Source organism: Caballeronia sp. M23-90, from assembly GCF_053574605.1.
In genome coordinates this window covers 1-7,628 of the sequence record NZ_JBSIPA010000325.1, presented here as the reverse complement: position 1 = coordinate 7,628, position 7,628 = coordinate 1, and the positions used below count along the sequence as shown (strand labels likewise).

Here is a 7,628-nt window from a genome sequence, read left to right as displayed (position 1 = left end):
GCGCCCCTGTTCCTGCAGCGAATGCGATGCCGCCGCGGCTTCCTCCACCAGCGCCGCGTTCTGCTGCGTGACTTCGTCCATCTGTGTGATCGCCTGATTCACCTGTTCGATACCGCGCCCCTGCTCGCTCGACGCCGCAGAACCCTCCATCTGGAAAAACGCAACCGCATCCATCAACTGGCGCCCCTGTTCCTGCAGCGAATGCGATGCCGCCGCGGCTTCCTCCACCAGCGCCGCGTTCTGCTGCGTGACTTCGTCCATCTGTGTGATCGCCTGATTCACCTGTTCGATACCGCGCCCCTGCTCGATCGATGCCGCCGCGATCTCCTCCATGATGTCCGTCACGCGCGCCACCGCCTGCGTGACTTCGGCCATCGTCTCGCCGGCCTGCCCGGCAAGCACCGATCCGCTCTGGACCTGCTGCACCGAGTTGGCGATCAGCTCCTTGATCTCCTTGGCCGCGCTCGATGACCGTTGCGCCAGGCTGCGCACCTCGCTCGCCACAACGGCAAACCCGCGTCCCTGCTCGCCCGCCCGCGCCGCTTCCACGGCCGCGTTCAGCGCCAAAATGTTCGTCTGGAACGCGATACCTTCGATCATCCCGGTGATTTCCGCAATCTTCGCCGAGCTCGCGCTGATGCCGTGCATGGTGTCGACCACCTGGCTCACGACCTTGCTGCCACGCTCTGCGACATTCGATGCACTCGATGCCAGAGCGCTTGCCTGCTGCGCGTTCTCCGTGTTCTGCTTCACCGTCGATGTCAGCTCTTCCATGCTCGCCGCCGTTTCCTCCAGCGACGCCGCCTGTTCCTCCGTCCGTTGACTGAGGTCGGTATTGCCGGTGGCAATCTCGGTGGAAGCGTTGGCAATGCTTCCGCTGCTTTCACGCACGCGGCTCACGGTTTCGATCAGGCGCGCGTTCATATCGGCGAGCGCGCCGAGCAACTGGCCGGTTTCGTCCTTCTGCATCACCACGATGCGGCTGCGCAAGTCACCGCGCGCGACGGTGCTGGCGACATCGACTGCACGGCGGATCGGGACGGTGATCGAGCGCGTAATGAACACGCCCGCGGCGGCTGCCAACGCAAGCGCGGCGACGCAAAGCGCGACCATCCAGTTGCGCTGCGTCTGGTATTGCTCGTCTGACTCGCGCACCATCTGCTCCTGACGCCCACGCGTGTATTCCGCGTAAGCGTTCGTGGCCCTGACGAGCGCGGCCAGCAAGGGCCGGCATTCGTTGTCCATCTTCACGATGGCCTCGTCGTGCTTGCCGCTCAGCGCCAACGCCACGATGTCATTCGCGACCGGCCCGTAGAGCGATTCCACACGATCCACCTCGCTCACGAGGCTGCGGGCAGTGTCGCTGCTGTCAGGCCCGGTTGCGACCATGGTTTTCAGGAGCTTGAGCTTCGTCTGCACATCTTCCGAGGCCTGAATCACTTCGGCTTTTTCGATCTCGAGGTCCGATGGTTTCGTGACGAGCACGAGATTGCGCGCGGCGATTGCCCGGCGATCCACGGCCGTGCGCACTTGCGTGGCGACATCGGCGCGGGCATTCGGGCCATGCACATAGCTGGAGAAGCCGTCGGTCGAGGCGCTTAAAGCGTGCAGCGACATCACCGAAACGCCCAGCACGATGACGGCGAGCACACCGAATCCTCCGATGAGCTTGCTCTTGATGGACACGTCTTTGAGATTCATGTGGCGACTCCTGCCCTCACGGGCATAACGGCTGAGTTGCCGCTGCGGCCTTTGCCCCCAAAGAACCGCCAGCGGATCGAGTGCGGCGCGGGCGGACCGGTTTTAACGATGGTCCTGCCCGCGGCCCATGCCTGTCGCAAAGTGCTTTAAGACGGCGAGGCTCTCACCCCTCGAACGCGATAAACTTTTTTCGTGATGCTCCGTCGCACATTTGTCGATCCAGGCAATGTGTTTATCGACCGCCAGAAAAATTGCTTGAGGAAAAACATGCAGATCTTTTACTGAATTTCGCAGCGCCCGTGTTCCTGAGGGATTTTTTGCCGACGCATACGACAAAGGCGCACCCGAGGTGCGCCTTGTTGATGTTGACCGCGCTATTGCGCGCGTCAGTCAGGGATTTTCACGACCGGCTGAAATCAGCCGCGATCGTCGACCCAGTTGCGGGCCCACTTGCGGGAGTGGCCGATTGCCTGCGCTTCGTCCTTGAAGTAGTCAAGGGCATGAAACTGATAGCGATTGCCTTTGCCTGTGCCGCTGTTACGTTCAAGCAGCAAATTGGACGCGAACAATCCGTCCGGCAGACGATGTGCGAAAGCTATGACTTTGTAGCCGTGATACTGCGAAATTTTAGAGTTATGGTTTGAGTTATGCATGGGTGATACACACGAATGAACGCCGTCCCACAAAAGCTTGTGCAAGGACGCGTCGTTGCTGGCACGAGGCCATGAATTCGCAGAGGAGCAGCAGAAATACAGCAGAAAGCAGCCCGAGGTACAACGCGGCGACGAACTCAAAACGTTCGCAGCTCGATCGCGATGTAGCAGCGGAGTGTTGCAGGAGATTGCAGGGGACTAAAGCGGCAGAGGACTAATGCGACAGCGGACTAAAGTGGAGGTGCAACACATGCAAGCAGAGGCAGACAGGTGCAATGCTGATGGCAGCGGCGCCGTGGAACCTGATAACTCAAAGATCACCTGGTTGATACGGCTGCCGCAACCGGGAGCCAAAGCTCCGCGAAACGCTTGATACACGTGTGAACCGGTGCGAACCAATTCACACGCTGAAACAAATTACACCGTCAATTACAGCGGGGTAATGTTCGAAGCTTGCAGACCCTTCGGGCCTTGCTTCGTTTCGAAGCTAACCTTCTGGTTTTCGGCGAGGGTCTTGAAGCCTTCGCTGCGAATTTCCGAAAAGTGGGCGAAGAGGTCGTCGCCGCCTGCGTCAGGCGTAATGAAGCCGAAGCCCTTGCTGTCGTTGAACCACTTGACGATACCGGTATCCATATTAAATCCTTGAAAATATAAAGATGATGCAACCTCTGAATGAGGCGAGAGAAGTTTCAAGGAAGTGAGAGGACAACAAATACCGCGGAGATGACAACGGAGAATGATGAACAGCAATCGAACTTCTTGAAATACTTCGACCCTCAGATTACGTCCGCTGAGGAGCCGTGTCAAGCTATTTCGGACTGAGCTTAGTCACGCAATGTGACTATTCGCCCCGTATTCGCCCCGCCGCCCCTGCGCACATCACTCCGGCACGGCAATATCGCCCGCAACGAGGCTTGCGCCGTACTGCTCGGCGTAGTCGCGGGCGGTCTGTGCATCGGGGAAAAGCGGCATGTCCGCACAGCCCACGAACGGATAGATCACACGCTTGTCGGATAGGCGCGTCACGCGCAACGTGGGCATGGTGCCGCCCGTCGCGCGCCGGGACGATACCGCCACGTTGTAATTGCTCCGCACGGCAGGTTTGTCGAGTGAGGACACGGCGCGAGGAAGGTCGAGTGAGGATGAGTAACTCATAGATCGGAGATGGATTCGCCCGCTACGCTGCCGTCGATCAGTTGCTCGGCGTAGCGCATCGACGCGAGGCGCGCTTCGCCCGAACCGGTGAAAGGGCTTTCGCCCGGCACGCGATAGACCCGGCTGGTCGTGGTGCTGTCATCGATACCGCGCCGCGAGATTTTCACGGCGGCGTCGAATCCTGAGTCGTAATGCCGCGAACCGTCAGCGCCACGCGGCTTGTGGGGGTAGATCAGCGGGTAGATTTCAAGGCCGCGGTAGCTTCGTACTGTGTCATTCATGATCATGCTCTTTCGGTTGTGCGCGAGGTCCCGAGATTCCGTCACGCGGTATTGCTGCCTGGCTCTCAGCCCAGTTCATGTGCCGTCGTTCATTGCGCCGTCATTGCCTGTCTTCAGCGGCACAGGCGCTGCCGCAACAGCCGGCGTAGCCGGCCTGAAGCGCCTTACCGAATGCGAAAAGCGCCCGCTGCGCGCGTTGTAGAGCGCGCCTGCCTGCACCTTTCCGTCGATGATGTCCCGGCCGTACTGCATCGCCAGTTCAATCGCCGCGTCCGCGCTCGCCGGCTCCGTGCCCTTGAGACCCGGCGAATATCGCTTCGAGGTCGCAGTGTCGGTGGGAACCGAATCGATCTGGACGATTGCGGAAAATCGCTTCGGGCCTTTTGCGAACGGATCGCCGTGGGGCGGGAAAATCTGCTGCGAATAAGCACGCAGTGCAAAGCCGCGATATTCGCTGATATGGATGGTCATGACGCACTCGCTGAACACACTGCGCTGACCGCCGTGGAAAACACCTGATGAACCGATAGAGAAAACAGGCGGTCATCGGCATCGGAACGATTAAGAATGCGCCGAATTGGTGTTTTGGGCAAGGCAAATCGGAGTAAGCGCCGATTCCGGGGATGCTTGCCGCGCGGATATGTCCCGACAGTATTTAAAGCGATGGATGAACTCTCCGGACGATTTTCCCGTTTTCATGAGTCCGGAGTTCAAAGCGGTATTCAAAGCGGTATAAGTGGCCGAATTGTTAATCCACAAGCATAAAGCACCGTTTCAAATATTCTTGAAACAGCGCTTTTTAAGCTGGACTGCAATCAGGTAGAAACCCGCGCCTCCGGCTGATCTTTCTGCCGCAGCGTTGCCGGCAGGCCGAAAAGCAGAATCGCGGCGCAAACCAGGCTCATTGCCCCGATTGCATACAACGCTGGCGTCGTGCTGCCCGTCAGGTCGCGGACCCGCCCGACCATGACCGGGCTCACGATGCCGCCGAGCTGCCCGAGCGTGTTGATCAGCGCTATGCCCCCTGCCGCTCCGGCACCCGTCAGCAGTTTGGGCGGCAAGGCCCAGAATGCGGGGATCGATGCGACCACGCCGCCGCCCATCACGCCCAGTGAAATGATGAGCAAGCCTGTCTGTTTGTCGAAGATGCCTGCGGCGAAAAACCCGATTGCCGCCATCAGCAACAATCCGGAGACGAACTTGCGGCGCTCGCCGGACGCATCGGAAAGACGGCCGACGACGACCATGCAGATCGCGCCGCAGATGTAAGGCACGGCGGTCAACAGACCGATCGTCGTCGGGTTGTGTGTGCCTGCGCTGCGAATCAGTTGCGGCGCCCAGAAGTTGAGTCCGTAGGACGCCACCTGAATCAGGAAGTAGACCAGTCCGAGCGTCAGGAACCCCGGCGTCGTGATTGCGCCCCAGAGCGATTTCCCGGCGCCCGAGTGCGGGGCCTGACGCACGATACGGCTTGCGAGCATCGACTTTTCGGTGGGATCGAGCCAACCCGCGTCTTCAATGCGGTCCTTCAAAACCTTGAGCACGAGCACACCGAGTGCTATGCACGGCAAGCCGCCGAGCAGGAACAGCCAGTGCCAGCCGCGAATCCCGAGCACGCCATCCATGTGGCCGAGCACAAGGCCCGAGAGCGGTGCGCCGACCAGCCCCGAAAACGCGGAGGCCAGGAACAGCAAGGAAGTGATGCGTCCGCGATGACTCGCCGGGAACCACAGCGTGAGGTAATACAGCACACCGGGCGCGAACCCCGCTTCCATCGCGCCGATGATGAAGCGCAGCCCATAGAACTGCCATTCATTGCCCACGAACACCATCAAGCTCGTGGCAATACCCCAGGAAATCATGATGCGCGCAATCCATCGGCGGGCGCCGACTTTGTACAACATCAGGTTACTTGGGACTTCGAACAAAACATAGCCGATCACGAAAAGGCTTGCGCCGAGGCCGTAGGCGGTGTCCGAGAAACCCAGGTCGCTTTGCAACTGGAATTTCGCGAAGCTGATGTTGATGCGGTCGAAAAAGGCGAACAGATAGCAGATCATGATCAGCGGCATCACCCGCCACGCGACCTTCCGGATGATCGCCTTGAAATCGGTTTCGTCTTGCTCGTGTACTGCGGTCGCCGTGGCGCCTGGAACGCTCATGATCGTCTCCTGCCGGACTGGTTGTTATGTCCGGTCATCGTTATTGAAGGTAATGAAGGTGATGACGGCGACTATTGAACCGCACCTTCGCGGCGCAGGCGGGCAACGTCCTGCGAATCGAAGCCGAGATCTTTTAATACGGAATCCGTATGTTCTCCAAGCGAAGGCCCCTGCCAGCGAACTTCGCCTGGGGTGTCCGAGAGCTTGGGTACGATGCCTGGCATCTTCACCGATACCCCACCGGGCAGCGCTGCATCGAGCAACATGTCACGCGCCTGGTAATGCGGGTCCGCAACGATATCCGCCACGGAATAGATCCTGCCCGCAGGTACTTCCGCTGCTTCGAGCGCGGCGATCACGTCTTGCGTGCAATGGTGCGAGGTCCACGCGGTGATGGCGGCATCCAGCGTTTCGCTCTGTGCGGCGCGACCGTCGTTGCGGGCGAGCGCGGGGTCATCGGCTAGATCGGCGCGGCCTATCACGTGCATCAGGCGCTTGAAAATCGGATCGCTGTTGCCCGCAATGACGACATAACCGTTGTCTTCGGTCGGATAGGTATTCGATGGCGCAATGCCCGGCAACGCGCCGCCGCTGCGCTCACGCACATGGCCGAGCAGATCGTATTCGGGGATCAGGCTTTCCATCAGGTTGAACACGCTTTCGACCAGCGAAACATCCACCACTTGCCCGTCGCCCTGCCCCGTCTTCACGCGCAGGATGGACATCAGCGCGCCGATCACGCCATGCAGCGACGCGAGCGAATCGCCGAGACTCACGCCCACGCGCGCAGGCGCACCATTGACTTCGCCGGTCGTGTAGCGGATGCCGCCCATCGCCTCGCCGATCGCGCCAAAGCCCGGACGGTCGCGATACGGCCCGGACTGGCCGTATCCGGAGATGCGCACCATCGTGAGCCTGGGGTTGATTTCGTGCAGGACGTCCCAGCCGAGGCCGAGTTTTTCGAGCGCGCCGGGACGCAGGTTCTCGATGATGACATCGGCGTCCGCAACAAGGCGCTTGACGACATCCACACCGTCCGGCGACTTGAGATTTACGCACACCGACTTCTTGTTGCGCGATTGCAGATACCACCAGAGTGACGTGCCCTCGTGCAGCTTTCGCCATTTGCGAAGCGGGTCGCCATTGTCGGGCGCTTCGATCTTGATCACGTCGGCGCCGAACTCTCCCATCAGCCGGGCGGCGAACGGCGCTGCGATGAGCGTGCCGATCTCGATTACGCGAATGCCTGCAAGCGGTCCGGCCATGATGCATGTCTCCAGAAATGTCCAGTCTGAAGACAGCTTAGGAGCGCGCCGCGCCCCGCGTCCAACCTCAATTCACCAACGACCGTTCGCGAACGGCGAACGCTCAAGCCGGATTCTGTTCGCGATGCTCGACCGAAAGCAGGTGATCGAAGAGCATTTTGCTGACGGGAGACAACGCGCCGACGTCGCGCACGACGACGATCAGATCTCGCTGGCTCCAGGGCTCATCCAGTGTGACGGCCGTTAGTCCCAGCGGGCGGCCGACCGTGTTGAACACCTTGAGCCGTCGTTGTATGCATCGGCGAAGGCTTCATCGATGATCAGCGTACCGCCGCGTGCCGACAGTTGGTCGTGCCATCCGAGCAGGACGTCACGGCCTGATTGTTGTGTCGTCGGATTGTTGGGATTGGC

9 protein-coding genes and 1 pseudogene are annotated in these 7,628 nt (G+C 60.2%); 1 reads left to right on the top strand and 9 read right to left on the bottom strand.

Annotation, left to right across the window (positions count from 1 at the left end; translation table 11 throughout):
• On the bottom strand, positions 1-1,701 hold a 1,701-nt coding region (locus ACRXB1_RS25275; protein WP_449493587.1), incomplete at its 3' end, for a methyl-accepting chemotaxis protein.
• A 356-nt stretch (positions 1,702-2,057) separates the two neighbouring features.
• Between ACRXB1_RS25275 and ACRXB1_RS25270 the strand changes: the two genes are divergently transcribed.
• The gene (locus ACRXB1_RS25270; RefSeq protein WP_449493586.1) at positions 2,058-2,345 is read left to right on the top strand and encodes a hypothetical protein; all 288 of its coding nucleotides are present in this window, start codon (positions 2,058-2,060) and stop codon (positions 2,343-2,345) included.
• A 438-nt stretch (positions 2,346-2,783) separates the two neighbouring features.
• On the opposite strand, the gene ACRXB1_RS25265 is transcribed toward ACRXB1_RS25270, so the two are convergent.
• From ACRXB1_RS25265 to ACRXB1_RS25230, 8 genes and pseudogenes are all read right to left on the bottom strand, one after another.
• A complete protein-coding gene (locus tag ACRXB1_RS25265; RefSeq protein WP_056365119.1) occupies positions 2,784-2,987 on the bottom strand; it encodes a cold-shock protein in 204 nt (67 codons plus the stop codon).
• A gap of 246 nt (positions 2,988-3,233) precedes the next feature.
• Entirely contained in the window at positions 3,234-3,509 is a 276-nt protein-coding gene (locus ACRXB1_RS25260; RefSeq protein WP_062003087.1) for a DUF6723 family protein, read from the bottom strand.
• Positions 3,506-3,790, bottom strand: a complete 285-nt coding sequence (locus ACRXB1_RS25255) for a hypothetical protein (RefSeq protein ID WP_062003700.1) — start codon at positions 3,788-3,790, stop codon at positions 3,506-3,508. Before ACRXB1_RS25255 ends, ACRXB1_RS25260 begins: the two co-directional genes overlap by 4 nt.
• A 75-nt stretch (positions 3,791-3,865) precedes the next feature.
• Complete coding sequence (locus ACRXB1_RS25250) at positions 3,866-4,261, bottom strand: hypothetical protein (protein ID WP_069638390.1); 396 nt, start codon at positions 4,259-4,261, stop codon at positions 3,866-3,868.
• Positions 4,262-4,605: 344 nt separating this feature from the next.
• Positions 4,606-5,952 (bottom strand): MFS transporter, encoded by a 1,347-nt coding sequence (locus tag ACRXB1_RS25245; protein WP_174362844.1) that lies wholly within the window; start codon positions 5,950-5,952, stop codon positions 4,606-4,608.
• Between the two features lie 71 nt (positions 5,953-6,023).
• The gene (locus tag ACRXB1_RS25240; RefSeq protein WP_449493585.1) at positions 6,024-7,217 is read right to left on the bottom strand and encodes a CaiB/BaiF CoA transferase family protein; all 1,194 of its coding nucleotides are present in this window, start codon (positions 7,215-7,217) and stop codon (positions 6,024-6,026) included.
• A gap of 103 nt (positions 7,218-7,320) precedes the next feature.
• Complete coding sequence (locus ACRXB1_RS25235; RefSeq protein WP_449493584.1) at positions 7,321-7,494, bottom strand: hypothetical protein; 174 nt, start codon at positions 7,492-7,494, stop codon at positions 7,321-7,323.
• Between the two features lie 20 nt (positions 7,495-7,514).
• Positions 7,515-7,628, bottom strand: a pseudogene (locus ACRXB1_RS25230) (threonine-phosphate decarboxylase); the annotation flags it as partial.